A 13833-nucleotide genomic window follows, 5' to 3' on the forward strand; every position below is an offset into this window, starting at 1 on the left:
TTAATGCGTACAGACCCCACCATTAGTCGACTATTAATGCTGCGAAGCGGCGCTATTGCCGTGCAATTAATTGCGGTACTTAGCGTTTATTTTTTACTAGAACATCAAATTGCATTACTGCCTTTACTTATTGTTATTGCCGTTGAGGCTGTGTTTCAGCTTATTAGCCTATTTGCTTATCGAAATGTAAGCCGTGCTAAACCTTTGGGTATGTTGATGCAGCTAACTGCAGACGTATTATTTTTAACGGTTTTACTATCGCTAAGCGGCGGTGCAACTAATGCATTTGTTTCGCTGTTATTGCTCCCGATAATGATAGCTGCTGTTACGCTGCGAGAAAAAGGATTAGCTTATATTGCGGTATTAGCCATTGCCGCATACAGTTTGCTACTTATAAAGATGCCCGATCACAGTATGCATCAAATGAATATGAGTGGTCATTTTATTGGCATGTGGGTTAATTTTGTTTTAAGTGCCAGCGTAATTGCACTTGTTATTGGCGCAATGAGCAGGGCACTTAAAGAGCGAGAGCGAATTATTGCAAACGTGCGTGAAAAACAATTGCGTAATGAACAGCTAGTTACCCTTGATGGGGCTGCTGCACAAATCACCCATCAACTAGCGACCCCAATTGCAAACTTACAGTTACTGTTTGAAGAGTTATTAGAAGAGCAACCAAACAACCCAATTGTTAAGCACATGCAAGCGCCGCTTACTCAGTGTAGTACGCAGCTTAACGACTTTAGAAAACTCTCAGAGCAATTACGCCTTAAAAATTCACAAGAGTATACCACCGTAAAGCAACTGCAAACGCAAATTACAGATACGCTTTTACTGCAATACCCTGATCAGTACATTAAATGGATTACGCCACCTATTGCGGCAACGCTATTGAGTGATGCGATGTTATTGCCTGCTATTTTAAATTTATTGCAAAACGCCGCGCTTGCTAATCAAAAACAAGGTAAAACTCAATTAGAGCTGAGTTGGCAGCAAGATAACTTACATAGCGAATGCGTTTATTTGTTAATTCGTGATTTTGGCCGTGGCTTTTCATCATCGCAATTAGCAGAGCTGGGTGGTCAACTTATGCCAAGCGATCAAGGAATGGGGCTTGCGGTGCTTTTATCAAATGTTACTTTTGAGCGTTTAAATGGCTCACTTACCTTGTTTAACCATGCAGATGGCGGCGCTGTCGCCAAAGTTAAACTCGCTATTGTAAACATTGAGAATAACGCCTCATGAAGTTACTTATAATTGAAGACGACATTAATTTAGCCAGCACACTGGCAAGGCGCTTAACTAAACAAAGCTTTGCCTGTGAGGTGGCGCATAACCAAAGTGATGCGTTACTTGCTGCGCGTAAATTATTGCCCGACTTTGTTTTATTAGACATGAAACTAGGCGACGATAACGGACTTACACTCATAAAGCCGCTGCGTAGTTTGCTCCCCCAAGCTCATATTGTTTTACTAACCGGGTTTGCAAGTATAGCAACCGCAGTAGAGGCAATGCGTTTAGGCGCAAACGATTACCTTACTAAGCCGGTTGATATGGCAACATTATTAAAAGCGCTTAACACCGATCCTGTGTCATCGGCATCGAATGTTATTGATGATGCGGTTATGTCGCCGGAGCGCTTAGAGTGGGAGCATATTCAACAAGTATTACACAGTAATAATGGCAATGTGTCGGTTACCGCGCGGCAACTTAATATGCATAGACGTACTTTGCAGCGCAAGTTACAAAAAAAGCCGGTGCAGCAGTAATTTATTACTTAATTTAAGGAAAGTGTTATGAGCGATGATGCAGCTATATTAATGCAAAACCAAAAAATTATTTTATTTGATGCGCAATGTAAGCTTTGCAGCGCGTGGTGTAACTTTATTATTGCTCACGATAAAACTACTATTTTTAAATTATGCAGCGTGCAATCTCCAAAAGGAGAACTGTTGTTAACACACTTTGGTTTTTCAACCAGTGAATACGCTTCAATGGTACTTGTTGAAAATGGTAAAGCATTTACACAAAGCCATGCTTTTTTTAATGTTGTTAAGCAGCTAGGTTACCCATATAAGCTAGCAACTGTATTTAGTATTTTGCCAAATAGGTTTAATAACTGGTTATACGATAGGGTTGCTTTAAACCGCTATACCTTGTTTGGAAAATATCAGTATTGCAGAATTCCCAACCCAGAGGATGCTAAACATTATTTATAAATTAGGCGTTAATACACTGCAGTATAAGTAGATGCTAGGTTTATAGGGTTGTGTTAAAATCGCCGCGTTTAATTTTAGCTAACGGTATAAAAGGCTTTTTTCATGGCAAACACAGCACATGCACTTCACATTTTGGTTAAGCACAAAGAAATTGCAGAAGATATTATTAAGCAATTAGGTAAAGGTGCGAAGTTTCAGACCTTAGCTAAAAAGTATTCGTCATGCCCATCGGGTAAAAAAGGCGGTGACTTAGGTGAATTTAGACGCGGACAAATGGTTCCACAGTTTGACAAAATTGCATTTAAAGGCGCAATTTTAGAGCCACACCTAGTTAAAACAAAATTTGGCTGGCATGTAATTAAAGTACTTTATCGTACTTAGTTTACTTTTAAGTAAAGAAGTAACCTTCGCTGTATAGAAAAAGGCTGCACTATGCAACCTTTTAAGTATTAAGCCTTTTTATTTTATCAACATCCAGATACCCGCAGCAATCATAAACAGGTTTTCGGTCAGAGAGACAAACCCCAGTGGTACATTACTATCACCGCCAACGCAGGCACACTTAAGCTCTCGTCTGTCTATGTAGACAGCCTTAATCACCGACACGGCGCCAACACCCCCAATAAATAAAGAAATTGGTGCAACAATATAAGCTGAAAGCCCTGCAATCATGCCAATACTTACAAATGCTTCTAAAAATGGATACACATAAGCATACCTAACTACTTTCATAGCAAATAAATCATAGGTTATAAAAGAATTACTAAAGCTGTATAAGTCGCGTAATTTTTGAATAGCCAGTACGCCCATTGTTAGCGCGACAAACAGCATAACCGTCTGCGTAGAAAAAATTGCAAAGCCAGTGGAGTAGCTAAATGCAAAAGCAAGTAATAGCGTGACAGCAAAAATGGCCGTGACGGGGGTATAAGTAGTACCTTGTTGACCAGGCTCTGATTTATTAAAGTAAGCGCGCAGGTCGTCATATCCGCCAATGCGCTCGTTATCGATAAATGTTTGCGGTGTGGTATCAACATTGTGCTTTTGTTGGAACTCATCGGTTTCTTCGCGCGAAGTCAGCGGTTTATCATCTACCCTATAGCCTTTTCGCTTAAGTAAATCTTTTGATTTGAGTCCAAATGGGCAAATATGCTCATTGGTTACCATTCTGTATAATGTTGCTGACTTAGCCATGCTTGCTCCTTATGCGTATTTAGTTACTAGTTAACCCTTAAGTAATAGTGAGAGTGAATAGCGGTATGAAAGAAGTTAATAGCACCTTGTAATATTTACGTGGCACTTGAAACAAAATAGCGCGCAGCACACTCTCTAAGGACACATAATAGACAATGCACGTTTAGTGCCAGCGCTTTTATAGTAGCGCAGGTGATAAGGTTTTATTGGAAGAGGTTTGTGATGAAAGCTTATAAAAAAATCGGCTTACATAGATAGTAAAGCGTGAATTTACGCTGGACCTTTAAATGAAACATGGCTGCATTGGGCAGCCTTTCTTAATTTTAAACTTTATTTGTGTATTAAGCGTCTTGCTTGGCTTCTTCTTCACTAATTTGTTTTAGTGCTTGAATGAATGAGTCGCTTGGTTGTCCGCCAGTAAGTGCATACTTATCGTTTATGATAAACGTAGGTACTGACGTAATGCCCATTTGTTTAAAGTTGTCTTGCTCTTGGCGTACGTCTTGTACGTATTTATCTGAGTGTAAAATACTACGTGCCTCTTCTTTATCAAGGCCAACACTTGCTACTACATCAAGCAGAGCATCTTCTTGGTTTAAGTATTTTAAATCGGTGAAGTGCGCTTCAAAAAAGGCGAGTTTTAGCTTCGTTTGCTTACCTTCTTCACGTGCCCACATTAATAAACGATGCAAATCAAAGCTGTTGATCATGATGCGTTTGCCATCAAAATTAAAGGTAAACCCAGCACGTTGACCAGCTTCGAGCATGTTTTTACGATTTTCGTCGCCTTGCTCTTCTGTTAGGTTGTACTTTTGCATTAAGTGTTCGTTTAAGTCTTGACCTTCAATTGGCATATCTGGATTTAGTTCAAAAGGATGCCACGTAATATCTGCGCTCATTTCGTCTTTGAATTGCTCTAGTGCAGTTTCTAGGTTTTTATAACCCACTACACACCAAGGGCACATTACGTCTGAAACGATATCAATTTTAAAGTTTTTCATATTTATCCTTTTGAGGATTGCTTTGGTATAACAGGGGATATTGGGATGAACTGCACTTTATCAATACCAAACTAAAAAGAGCAGCTAAGCAGCTGCTCTTGAAGGTATTCAGTTTTAAGCGTTAAGCCCGAATGGGTCGTCAATACTATAACTTGGTTGTGTAAACCAATGAGGGCCGTTGTCGGTCATGTAAAAATGATCTTCTAAGCGTACGCCAAATTCATCGGGTATAACTAACATTGGTTCGTTACTAAAGCACATGCCTGGGGCAAGTGGGGTTTTATCACCGCCAACTAAGTATGGCCATTCATGAATGTCTAGCCCAATGCCGTGGCCAGTTCGGTGTGGGCAACCCGGTGTTTGGTATTGCGGGCCTAGCCCTTGCGCCGCTAAATAGTTACGGGCGCCCGCGTCTACGTCTTCGCACGTAGCACCAATTTTAGCTGCATTAAATGCCGCCATTTGCGCTGCTTTTTCATGATCCCAAAACATACGTTGGCGCATTGTTGGTTCGCCAAATACATAGGTACGGGTTATATCTGATAGGTAATCGTGTACTTTACAGCCGGTATCAATTAGTACCATATCGCCTTTTTTAAGTATTTGGGCATCTTTAACACCGTGCGGGAAAGACGTTGCAACACCAAATAAAACAATACAAAAATAGTTACCTGGTGCACCTACTTTTTGATGTGCTTGCTTAATAAAAGCTTCTACTTCGGTGGTGGTTATTCCCTCATAAAGCATGCTTGCTGTGGCTTGATGTACGGCTAAGGTCATGTCCATCGCGCGTTGCATTAAGCTAAGCTCATGAACTGACTTATGCATACGGCAATGCGCCGTTACAGGTTGGGCGTTTATGAGGTTTAAACCCGTTTGTGCTTTATTAATGCCGTCGAATATAAAAAATTGTGCGCTTTCATCAATGCCAATAGTTGCGTTTTCATTAATGTTTAACTTTTTTAATACTTCGACAAAAAGTGCATAAGGATTTTCGTGCTCTTGCCACCCATGAATAGGCCCACCTATTACTTTAAACCCGTTTAGTGAACCAATTTCGAAATAAGGCGCAATGTATTGTACTTCACCAAGGGCGGGTAATATCGCGCCAACCATACGTTCGCTCGCGTACCATTTCATGCCTGTAAAGTAGGTAAGGTTGGTGCCAGCGTTTAAATAAATTGCATCTATGTTGTTTGCTAGCATATACGCTTGAGCCTTGGCTATGCGCTCTAAATGTTCGTCAGCTGCGATAGGGGTCAGCGTTTGCGTCATGTTACTTAGGCTTGCCAGCGCTTGCTCGCTTGATTGTGTACCAATACCGATGGTGGTCATATTTTTCTCCTTGGATTTTTAGCTAGTGTGATTAATACCAAGGTAAAATTCAATGTTATGCGATAAGAGGCTATTAGTTTATAGCCTCTTAAAATGGCATATTATTTTTTAGCGTAAGGTAAACGCGTGAGTTTATTACTTGTGTGGTAGCTATCAAGCCCGGTTACTGCCACCGTTTCAATAGCCTGTAAATCTAAAAAGCCATCACTTTGAAGTGCTACTTCATCTAAATACACATCAGTGATTTCACCTATTACAAGCTCTGTGCCATTGATGGCTAAATGTTGGTTTTCTACAAATTTAACCGAGTACTTTAAGCGGCTTTCTTTAACAAAAGGCGCTGCAAAGTCGTTTAAGTATTCGGGCGTTAAACCTGTCGCTGCAAATTCTGACTCGCCTTTGTCGTAGCGGGCTGATGTTTGATGAGCTTGCTTATAAATAGCTTTATTAACCTGGTTAATGGTGTAACTACCGGTTTCGATTATGTTTTCGAACGTATGTCGAGGCACGCTATTTGGGCGCATTATCATGCCAACTAGCGGCGGGTGAGCCCCTAAATGAATAACAGAGCTAACAATGGCGAGATTAGTATTGCCTTGTGTGTCTTGCGTGCCAATTAAGTTGGCGCTTTTAAAACCCGAAAGCGAATTAATTAAATGAGTACGAGTGTGTTTTTCAAGTGCGTTTATGCGCTCTTTAGTAAAATGCATTAAAGGTCCTTACCACGGTATGGTTTCGCCTTGCCAATCTAAGTAGGCAGGCTCACCATTGAGTTCTAAATGAAGGTTATTAAAAGTAAGTGTAAATAGCTGCTTAGCTACAAATTCAGCTGTAAAGAGTTTTCCAGCGGGTACGTTTTTTTGAAATGGCTTTGAAAGCGCAGTATCAGTAGTCCCTGGGTGAAATAAAACGAGCTTGGTATTTTTAGCTCGGCGTGAAAGCTCAATCGCTGCGGTTTTAAATAGCATGTTAAGAGCAGCCTTAGAGGCGCGATACGTATACCAACCGCCTAATTTATTGTCGTTAATGCTGCCCACACGCGCACTGAGTGCTGTAATAGTACAGTGCGTTTTATGTGTTAAGAGCGGCAAAATACTCTGCAAGCAAAGTAGGGGAGTTAGGGTGTTTGAATTGAGAAGTTGGCTAAAATACTCAGCGTCTAAATCCTCCAGCTTTTTTTCGGGCATATGGGTTTCGTTGTGCAGTGTACCATTGAATATAATAACTTGTTGTATATCGGCACTTTGCTCTTTTAGGTAATTAGTAACGCGCGCTAAACTTTGTTTTGTGTAGTCAGTATGCAGGTGGACAACACTTGAGTCAGATTCAATACTTTTTGAACTAATACAAACTATCTGATGAGTAGGCGTGTTTATTTGTAGATGTTCTATATATGCATTTGCTATGGCACTGCTTGCGCCGAATAAAACAATGGTTTTCATTTATCACCTTTTGCTTTTAGTCCACATTCGCCGTTACTGCACTGAGTATTTGGCATTAAAAAGCGACTGATGGGGTGCCTATACTTAGCAAATAACAGGTATCCGCAGTCAGCGAAAAAGCGAATTATTGGCAAGCGAAAAATTTTCAACCAGCTGTGTTTACCCACTATTTTCCATGCTTCGTACGTTACATCAAGCCCGTAAATCATTTCACCTGATTGCCTTTGGGCTTGCAGGTAGTTCATTGCTTTGTCTTTATCAATATACGAGTAGCGTTCACTAAAGTCGCTCGCGTTAAGATCTTCAAGCGTAATTAGATTTTTAGAGTCTGCGTGTTTTAGTTGCTGCATTTCGGTGCTGCAAAGAGGGCAGTTTCCATCGTAAAAAATGATCATGTAATTGCTTTGTGATTATTTTATATATACTTTTTTACGACAAGACATTGCAAATGGATCTATTAAATATCTCTTCATGATGATATTAATAGTGTCCTACGAAACAAAGGAGAATGAGAAATGAGTGAACAATATGCCGCCTTGCGAGGTAATGTAAATTTACTTGGGCAATTACTAGGACAAACTATTAAGGATGCTCAAGGCCAAGCTATTTTAGATAAAGTAGAAGAAATTCGGGCTTTATCTAAATCATCTCGCAGTGGTAATGAAGACGACAGACAAGCGCTAATAGATGTTTTACATGCGCTTAGTGATGAAGAGCTTTTGCCGGTTGCCCGTTCATTTAATCATTTTTTAAACCTTGCTAATGTAGCAGAACAATTTCATACCGTTTCGCGTTTTAATGACGTTGGCCTTGGTCAACAAAACCCTCTCACTCAAACATTAAAAACGTTAGTTACAAAAGCAGAACAAGGCCAGCTAGATAGTAATCATTTGGCCGAAACACTCTCAAAACTCCACATAAACTTAGTATTAACCGCCCACCCAACCGAGGTGACGCGCCGTACTATTATTAACAAACATGTTGAACTAAGTGATTGCTTAGCGTCATTAGAGCGAAAAGATAACTTACCGCTAGAGCGAGATGCTATTTTAAATCGTATTGAACAGCTTATTAGCCAGGCTTGGCATACTGACGACATTCGTCGCTCTCGCCCAACGCCAGTTGATGAAGCTAAATGGGGTTATGCGGTAATCGAAAACAGTCTTTGGCACGCTGTTCCGCGTTTTTTACGTGAATTTTCAGCCAATGTTAAAGAGCAATTAAGTTTAGAGCTACCAAAAGATTACAGCCCGATTGAGTTCACATCTTGGATGGGTGGAGACCGTGATGGAAATCCATTTGTAACATCGCAGGTTACAGCAGAAGTGCTTGACCACGGTCGTTGGATGGCGCTTAACTTATATATTCAAGATTTAAAAACGTTATGCGCTGAACTCTCTATGTCAGATGCCAGTGATGAGCTTATTGAGTTGGCAGGTCAAGACTTTGAACCATACAGAGCGGTGATCAAAAAGCTTAAAAACCAAGTTGCAGAGACCGTGGCTCACTTGGGCGCTAAAATTAAAAATAAGCGTAGCGATTCACAAGATTTAATTACCGATATTAATCAGCTTAAGCATCCTATAGAGGTTTGCTACCGCTCGTTATTAAAGTGTAATATGAAAGTAGTTGCTGATGGCTTATTGCTTGATTTACTGTACCGTATTAATAGCTTTGGCTTGCGTTTAGCTAAACTCGATGTGCGCCAAGACTCGTCTCGTCACAGCGATGTTTTTTCTGAGCTGACTCGTTATTTAGGTTTAGGCGACTACAACCAATGGCAAGAGCAAGATAAACAAGCTTTTTTACTTACTGAACTTAACTCTCGCAGACCGCTTATTCCAAAACATTGGCAACCAAGCCCTGATGTTCAAGAAGTGCTAGACACCTTTGACGTTATTGCTAAGCAAGACGAACAAACATTTGGCTTGTATATTATTTCGATGGCGCGAACAGCATCAGACATTTTAGCAGTACAATTATTGCTAAAAGAAAGCGGCTGTAGCTTTGATTTACCAGTAGCACCGTTATTTGAAACACTCGACGATTTAAACGCAGGCAGTGATGTAATTACTACATTACTTGATAATGTTTGGTATCGCGGGCACATTAAAAACACCCAAAATGTAATGATTGGTTACTCTGATTCTGCTAAAGATGCCGGCATGATGGCAGCAGGTTGGGCGCAGTACGAAGCTATGGATAAACTAGTGCAGCTTGCTGATGAGCGTGGTATTGAACTTATTTTATTCCACGGACGTGGTGGCACAGTAGGGCGTGGTGGCGCACCTGCTGCACAAGCGCTGCATTCACAACCGCCAGGTTCGTTAAAAGGTGGTTTACGTGTAACCGAGCAAGGCGAGATGATCCGCTTTAAATTTGGTTTACCTGATGTAGCACTGCAAAGCTTAAATATTTACGCAGGCGCAGTACTACAAAGTAACTTATTACCGCCGCCGGAACCAAAACCGCAGTGGCGCGAAGTAATGAAGCTAATAAGTGAGGAGTCATGTGAACATTACCGTAATGTAGTTCGCCACGATGAAAACTTTGTACCTTACTTTAGAATGGCAACGCCTGAGCTTGAGCTGTCTAAGTTGCCGCTTGGATCGCGTCCTGCAAAACGTAATCCTAATGGTGGTGTTGAAAGCCTGCGTGCTATTCCATGGATTTTTGCGTGGAGCCAAAACCGTTTAATGCTTCCTGCATGGTTAGGTGCGTTAACTGGCTTAAAAGCTGCGCTTAATAAGTACGGCGCAGAAACCCTAAACGAAATGAGCCTACAGTGGCCATTCTTTAGATCGCGCCTAGAAATGCTAGAAATGGTATTTAGTAAAGCCGATTGCTGGTTGAGTGAGCATTACGATAATGCGCTGGTGGAAGATATGTACAAACCATTGGGTGTAACACTTCGTAAAGAGCTTCAAGAAGCGATTAGCTTGGTGCAATCACTTAGCCCACAAAAAAGCCTACTCGCCGAACAACCTTGGATTAAGGAGTCGATTAGTTTACGTAATCCGTACACCGATCCACTTAACCTATTACAGGTTGAGCTTTTACGCCGTGCTCGCTCAGAGGAAAAACGAAACGAAGGTGACATTGATAATGCGTTAATGATCACGATGACAGGTATAGCTGCAGGTATGCGTAATACCGGCTAACACTTTATTTTGTTAGGTATACCTATTGGTATTAAAAGGGAGCACGCGATGTGCTCCCTTTTTTTGCGTTAAATAGGCTGGTATTTAACATCCTAACCTTTTAAACTACTTAGCCATTGAATAATTAAAAAATATTATGGCTTCAGCAACTTTTACTGTACAGCAAGATACAGCACTTACAAATTCGCACTTCACATTAAGCGTAGCGCAAACAGCGTCATTACGTAGTCAATTAAAATCACAACGTGGCATATTAAATTCTAATAATATTAAAGCGTTATGCGCGCAACTCAATGTGTCTGATGATGTATTACTACAAGGTTTAGTACCTTTAGCTTCTGAGTATGCTGTTGCGCCAGTGTCAGATTTTCATGTAGGCGCAATTGTTAAAGCACTTGATGAAAAGCGTGAGGTAAACTTTTACTTTGGTGCAAATGTAGAGTTTGATCATCAAGCATTGAGTTTAGTGGTTCATGCAGAGCAATCGGCTATAAATAACGCATGGTTAAACGGCGCTAAAAAAATAGTTAAAATTGCTATTAGCGATGCGCCTTGTGGGTATTGTCGCCAGTTTATGAACGAACTCGCTGATGCGAAAGAGTTTGATATTTTACTTCCTGATCAGCAATTTAAACTTGCTGAATTACTGCCGCATTCATTTGGACCTACCGATTTAGGTAACGAATTTAGCTTGTTTAACCCAAAACCACAGCAAGGTAATTTTAGCGCTGAAGACCTTGATGAAACCCTTGCGCGTTTTGCACTTAATGCGTATGTGCCTTACAGCCACAACTTTAGCGCCGTAAAAATAAGTACATTTAGTGATGGTGACTTTTACGGAAGTTACGCCGAAAATGCAGCTTACAGTCCAAGTTTATCGCCACTACAAAGTGCACTAAGCCAGTTCTTTTTAGCTGGGCTTAGCTTTAACGAAAGTACGGTGAAGGGAATTACATTGCTCGAAACAGCGGGTCGTGAAAACCAGTCGCAAGTGGCAAAAGCTGTACTTGCCAGTTTTACGCATTTACCAGCACTTAAAGTAATTAGCGCACCACTTAAATAGTGGCTTGCATACAATAAAGCACAGCCGGAGCTGTGCTTTATTAAAGCGAGCCATTCTATCGAATTAACTCACTCACTGACTGCTATAACCTGTATTAATCAAGTAATACTTTAGCTGCTTCTAATACTACTGCTACAGATTTACGCTCAATTTCACCGTGGTCTACATTTGGTATTTCTTGGCGAGTACGGTTAACAAGTACGCCAGCTACACATGCTGCTTGTAATCCAAGGGCTGCACACATAGTAAATAATGTTGCCGATTCCATTTCGTAGTTCATCACGCCCAATTTTTGCCACTCTTCGCAGCTACCTTGTAGTGATTTAGGAACGTAACCAGAGTGCGTATCGTAACGCTCTTGCCCTGGGTAGAATGTATCGCTTGATGCAGTAATACCAATATGAAAATCGATATTTAGGTTTTTACATGCTTGTACCATAGCTTGTGTTGCATAAAAGTCAGATACAGCAGGGTAGCTAAGTGGTGCAAAATGTTGGCTAGCTCCATCTAAACGTACAGACGCTTGGCTAATTAAAATTTCGCCTTCGTTAATGTGTGGCTGAATTGCACCGGTTGTACCAATACGTAAAAATTTACGCACGCCAAGTTGTGCTAATTCTTCTACTGCAATCGACGTAGATGGACCACCAATACCTGTAGAACATATAACCACAGAGTGGCCGTTTAATTGACCTAAATAAACATGAAACTCGCGAGTTTGAGCAAGGCAGGTTGGGTTGTCTAGGAATTGTGAAATACGTGCTGCACGATCTGGATCGCCCGGTACAATCGCAAGTTTTGCACCTTTAAGATCGTCAATACATAGTCCTAAGTGAAATACCTTTTCCATAGCTAAGCCTTTTATAATAATTTGTTGTCAATCTAGCATGATTGCTAGAAACGTTTATCAAGTACAGGACGATTGTCCGTTTTATCTTAACTCTTCCAATAAAGCCTTAATAATTTTAAGGGCTAATTTGATTTATTCACCAACTATGAATATTCACTCAAGTACTTATATACGTAGCCTTGTTGCGCTGTTGACATGTTCAAGCAGACATAATAAGTATCACTCAAGCGCGTAACTACGATTAAATGAATGATTACAAATTTTCATTAATATTAAATAAATTCAATGACTTAAATTTGTAGTGAACACGTAAAAACTAACGTGTTTACTTATATTAAGCACTGACTTATTTAGCAAAGTGGCATTTATTTGAAGTTTAGGCATTTTTAGTGATTTTGCATAACTACTCAAAAGTAATTAGCTACGTACAGAATAAAAACCGAAGGAGTTTATTATGAGCACACAATTTGAAGCATTTAAAAACAAAGTTGAGCACTGTTTGTGCGCACCGGGCGATGGCGTATACACAGTAAATACTGCAAAAGAGCGCAAAGCCGCACTGCGTAATAAACTTTACGGACAAACTGAAAACGTTGATAACTTGTGGCGCGAGTCTTTAAACGAATTACCAAACTCACCACATAAAGCCGTTATGTTAGGTATTAGTTCAGACTGTGGCGGTGGGATATTACGCGGAGCAAACTGGGGGCCACTGTTTGTGCGCTCAGCTTTAATTGATCAGCAACCTCAGTGTCATTCGTTTGATTTAGGTGATGTACGTGTAATCCCACATTTACTTCATGACAAATACCTAAATGATGCAACCATTTCTAATTGCCAAAGAGCCTTATATGGTGATGAAGATAACGATTATTACGTAAGCCCGTTATCAATCACTGAAGATGTGTGCGACAGTTTTTACGCAACGTTTAAAGATAAAGGATTATTTGGTATTGGTGGCGATCACTCAATTAGTTACCCACTTACTAAAGCGTACTTAAAAGCAAAACGTGAGCAAGGTAAGCGCACGGCTATTATTCACTTTGACGCGCATACCGATTTACTTGTGGAGCGCTTAGGTATTGATTTATGTTTTGGCTCGTGGTGTACACATATATTAGAGTTTTTACCGGCGCCGCATCATTTAATACAATTTGGTATACGCTCAAGTGGCAAGCCTAAAGCGCATTGGGAAAATACTTTTGGTGTTAAACAGCACTGGGCACATGAAATCATTGAACGCGGCGCAGCAGCGGTTGCTGCCGACGCTATTGCACAGTTAAAAGCCGATAACGTTGATGAAATATACGTAAGCTTTGATATTGATGCACTTGATGCAGAGTTTGCATCTGCCACAGGTACGCCAGAGCATCACGGTTTAACGCCTCAGCATGCGCTTGATATTTTATCAGCCATTGCGGATGAGTTTCCTATTACGGGTGCAGATATGATGGAGATAGCGCCATTTACCGACAGCTCTTTAGTTGGCCAATCAAGCTCAGAAACTACACTTAGAGAAGGCGCTAAAATTTCAGCCTTTTTAATTAGTGCAATGAACAAGTAAGCTGTAG

The 13833-nt window shown here is 40.6% G+C and carries 14 protein-coding genes; 7 read left to right on the forward strand and 7 right to left on the reverse strand.

Annotated features, from left to right (window positions below; genetic code table 11):
• The first annotated feature begins 3 nt into the window (after positions 1 to 3).
• From H5116_RS12885 to H5116_RS12900, 4 genes are all read left to right on the forward strand, one after another.
• Positions 4 to 1245, forward strand: coding sequence for a sensor histidine kinase (locus H5116_RS12885; protein ID WP_182716326.1), 1242 nt, complete (start codon positions 4 to 6; stop codon positions 1243 to 1245).
• Positions 1242 to 1769, forward strand: coding sequence for a response regulator transcription factor (locus tag H5116_RS12890; protein ID WP_154902919.1), 528 nt, complete (start codon positions 1242 to 1244; stop codon positions 1767 to 1769). Before H5116_RS12885 ends, H5116_RS12890 begins: the two co-directional genes overlap by 4 nt.
• A 27-nt stretch (positions 1770 to 1796) precedes the next feature.
• A complete protein-coding gene (locus H5116_RS12895) occupies positions 1797 to 2219 on the forward strand; it encodes a thiol-disulfide oxidoreductase DCC family protein (RefSeq protein WP_182716327.1) in 423 nt (140 codons plus the stop codon).
• Positions 2220 to 2321: 102 nt separating this feature from the next.
• Positions 2322 to 2600 carry a peptidylprolyl isomerase gene (locus H5116_RS12900; RefSeq protein ID WP_002959014.1) on the forward strand — a complete coding sequence of 93 codons (279 nt, stop codon included), beginning with the start codon at positions 2322 to 2324 and terminating at the stop codon, positions 2598 to 2600.
• Positions 2601 to 2678: 78 nt separating this feature from the next.
• On the opposite strand, the gene H5116_RS12905 is transcribed toward H5116_RS12900, so the two are convergent.
• The 6 genes from H5116_RS12905 to H5116_RS12930 all read right to left on the reverse strand — a co-directional run bounded on the left by H5116_RS12905 (position 2679) and on the right by H5116_RS12930 (position 7583).
• Positions 2679 to 3410, reverse strand: coding sequence for a MauE/DoxX family redox-associated membrane protein (locus H5116_RS12905; protein ID WP_182716328.1), 732 nt, complete (start codon positions 3408 to 3410; stop codon positions 2679 to 2681).
• A gap of 341 nt (positions 3411 to 3751) precedes the next feature.
• Positions 3752 to 4411 (reverse strand): DsbA family oxidoreductase, encoded by a 660-nt coding sequence (locus H5116_RS12910; RefSeq protein ID WP_182716329.1) that lies wholly within the window; start codon positions 4409 to 4411, stop codon positions 3752 to 3754.
• A gap of 114 nt (positions 4412 to 4525) precedes the next feature.
• Positions 4526 to 5746, reverse strand: a complete 1221-nt coding sequence (locus tag H5116_RS12915) for a Xaa-Pro peptidase family protein (protein ID WP_182716330.1) — start codon at positions 5744 to 5746, stop codon at positions 4526 to 4528.
• Positions 5747 to 5847: 101 nt separating this feature from the next.
• A complete protein-coding gene (locus H5116_RS12920; protein WP_182716331.1) occupies positions 5848 to 6456 on the reverse strand; it encodes a flavin reductase family protein in 609 nt (202 codons plus the stop codon).
• A gap of 9 nt (positions 6457 to 6465) precedes the next feature.
• Positions 6466 to 7188: an SDR family NAD(P)-dependent oxidoreductase gene (locus tag H5116_RS12925; protein WP_154902913.1), complete on the reverse strand. Its 723-nt coding sequence runs from the start codon at positions 7186 to 7188 to the stop codon at positions 6466 to 6468.
• Complete coding sequence (locus tag H5116_RS12930) at positions 7185 to 7583, reverse strand: thiol-disulfide oxidoreductase DCC family protein (RefSeq protein WP_182716332.1); 399 nt, start codon at positions 7581 to 7583, stop codon at positions 7185 to 7187. The genes H5116_RS12925 and H5116_RS12930 overlap by 4 nt, the downstream gene beginning before the upstream one ends.
• A 120-nt stretch (positions 7584 to 7703) precedes the next feature.
• Here H5116_RS12930 and ppc point away from each other — a divergent pair, with 120 nt between their 5' ends.
• Positions 7704 to 10349: a phosphoenolpyruvate carboxylase gene (ppc, locus tag H5116_RS12935; protein WP_154902911.1), complete on the forward strand. Its 2646-nt coding sequence runs from the start codon at positions 7704 to 7706 to the stop codon at positions 10347 to 10349.
• 136 nt (positions 10350 to 10485) lie between these two features.
• On the forward strand, positions 10486 to 11412 hold the full coding sequence (gene cdd / locus H5116_RS12940; RefSeq protein ID WP_182716333.1) for a cytidine deaminase: 927 nt from the start codon (positions 10486 to 10488) through the stop codon (positions 11410 to 11412).
• A gap of 94 nt (positions 11413 to 11506) precedes the next feature.
• On the opposite strand, the gene udp is transcribed toward cdd, so the two are convergent.
• Positions 11507 to 12262: a uridine phosphorylase gene (gene udp / locus H5116_RS12945; protein WP_007375563.1), complete on the reverse strand. Its 756-nt coding sequence runs from the start codon at positions 12260 to 12262 to the stop codon at positions 11507 to 11509.
• 454 nt (positions 12263 to 12716) lie between these two features.
• On the opposite strand from udp, the gene H5116_RS12950 reads away from it, so the two are divergent.
• Positions 12717 to 13826 carry an arginase family protein gene (locus H5116_RS12950; RefSeq protein WP_182716334.1) on the forward strand — a complete coding sequence of 370 codons (1110 nt, stop codon included), beginning with the start codon at positions 12717 to 12719 and terminating at the stop codon, positions 13824 to 13826.
• Positions 13827 to 13833: the final 7 nt, after the last annotated feature.

Origin of the sequence: Pseudoalteromonas sp. SG45-2 (assembly GCF_014164115.1) — a bacterium.
In the GTDB taxonomy this organism is placed as follows: domain Bacteria; phylum Pseudomonadota; class Gammaproteobacteria; order Enterobacterales; family Alteromonadaceae; genus Pseudoalteromonas; species Pseudoalteromonas distincta.

Excerpts from the sequence above, each read along its gene's own strand:
- H5116_RS12900 (WP_002959014.1), top strand. The coding sequence starts at position 2,322 with ATGGCAAACACAGCACATGCACTTCACATTTTGGTTAAGCACAAAGAA.
- H5116_RS12915 (WP_182716330.1), bottom strand. The coding sequence starts at position 5,746 with ATGACCACCATCGGTATTGGTACACAATCAAGCGAGCAAGCGCTGGCA.
- H5116_RS12890 (WP_154902919.1), top strand. The coding sequence starts at position 1,242 with ATGAAGTTACTTATAATTGAAGACGACATTAATTTAGCCAGCACACTG.
- H5116_RS12895 (WP_182716327.1), top strand. The coding sequence starts at position 1,797 with ATGAGCGATGATGCAGCTATATTAATGCAAAACCAAAAAATTATTTTA.
- udp (WP_007375563.1), bottom strand. The coding sequence starts at position 12,262 with ATGGAAAAGGTATTTCACTTAGGACTATGTATTGACGATCTTAAAGGT.
- ppc (WP_154902911.1), top strand. The coding sequence starts at position 7,704 with ATGAGTGAACAATATGCCGCCTTGCGAGGTAATGTAAATTTACTTGGG.
- cdd (WP_182716333.1), top strand. The coding sequence starts at position 10,486 with ATGGCTTCAGCAACTTTTACTGTACAGCAAGATACAGCACTTACAAAT.
- H5116_RS12905 (WP_182716328.1), bottom strand. The coding sequence starts at position 3,410 with ATGGCTAAGTCAGCAACATTATACAGAATGGTAACCAATGAGCATATT.
- H5116_RS12950 (WP_182716334.1), top strand. The coding sequence starts at position 12,717 with ATGAGCACACAATTTGAAGCATTTAAAAACAAAGTTGAGCACTGTTTG.
- H5116_RS12925 (WP_154902913.1), bottom strand. The coding sequence starts at position 7,188 with ATGAAAACCATTGTTTTATTCGGCGCAAGCAGTGCCATAGCAAATGCA.
- H5116_RS12920 (WP_182716331.1), bottom strand. The coding sequence starts at position 6,456 with ATGCATTTTACTAAAGAGCGCATAAACGCACTTGAAAAACACACTCGT.
- H5116_RS12885 (WP_182716326.1), top strand. The coding sequence starts at position 4 with ATGCGTACAGACCCCACCATTAGTCGACTATTAATGCTGCGAAGCGGC.
- H5116_RS12910 (WP_182716329.1), bottom strand. The coding sequence starts at position 4,411 with ATGAAAAACTTTAAAATTGATATCGTTTCAGACGTAATGTGCCCTTGG.
- H5116_RS12930 (WP_182716332.1), bottom strand. The coding sequence starts at position 7,583 with ATGATCATTTTTTACGATGGAAACTGCCCTCTTTGCAGCACCGAAATG.